1 protein-coding gene is annotated in these 557 nt (G+C 38.8%); it reads left to right on the top strand.

Annotated features, from left to right (window positions below):
• Window positions 1–97 precede the first annotated feature (97 nt).
• Window positions 98–484, top strand: coding sequence for a hypothetical protein (locus AC1HJP_RS21160; RefSeq protein ID WP_480363467.1), 387 nt, complete (start codon window positions 98–100; stop codon window positions 482–484).
• Window positions 485–557 lie beyond the last annotated feature (73 nt).

Below are 557 nucleotides of genomic sequence, written 5' to 3'. Positions count from 1 at the left end.
ACAGGGATAAAAAACTTGCGGGCTATTCGCTTCGCTCAATTTTAGCCCACAATTTTTTACCCGTTAATCGGGCGTTAGTTGCCTAGGGAGATTGGCTTTGATTCCGGAGTATTGGAAAGCTTTCATAATTAAAAATGAATTAGTGGGGAAATACTGTGAAATTCCAGAGTCCGCTGATCTATCTGAGTTAGATGGTGGTAACCTTAAACTACTCGATGAAAATCAAATCCTCAACGAAGCTAACGAGTTTTATCCTGGAATCGCAGTAAAGAAATTTGGATACATACCTGTAGCTAGTTGCTCACTTGGTTCCGGTGATCCATATTTTATAAACATAAATGATGGCGCTAATGGAAAATTGTATCGGATTTATCACGATGCTGAAATGATTGATGATGAATCTTACAATATGGATGAAGCCGTAAATTTAGTATTAGCGAATTACACAGAGTTACTAAAATACCTCTGCAAAAACGGCAACTAACAAGTTACTCAAAAGGACGCAAAACGCTTGGCTTGCGCTCCTTCGTCGCTAATTTTAGCCAAGCATTTATGCG

It is taken from the genome of Pseudoalteromonas sp. NFXS53, assembly GCF_056629255.1.
Note: the sequence above shows the minus strand (reverse complement) of the source record. Positions and strands in the feature narration are given on the sequence as shown.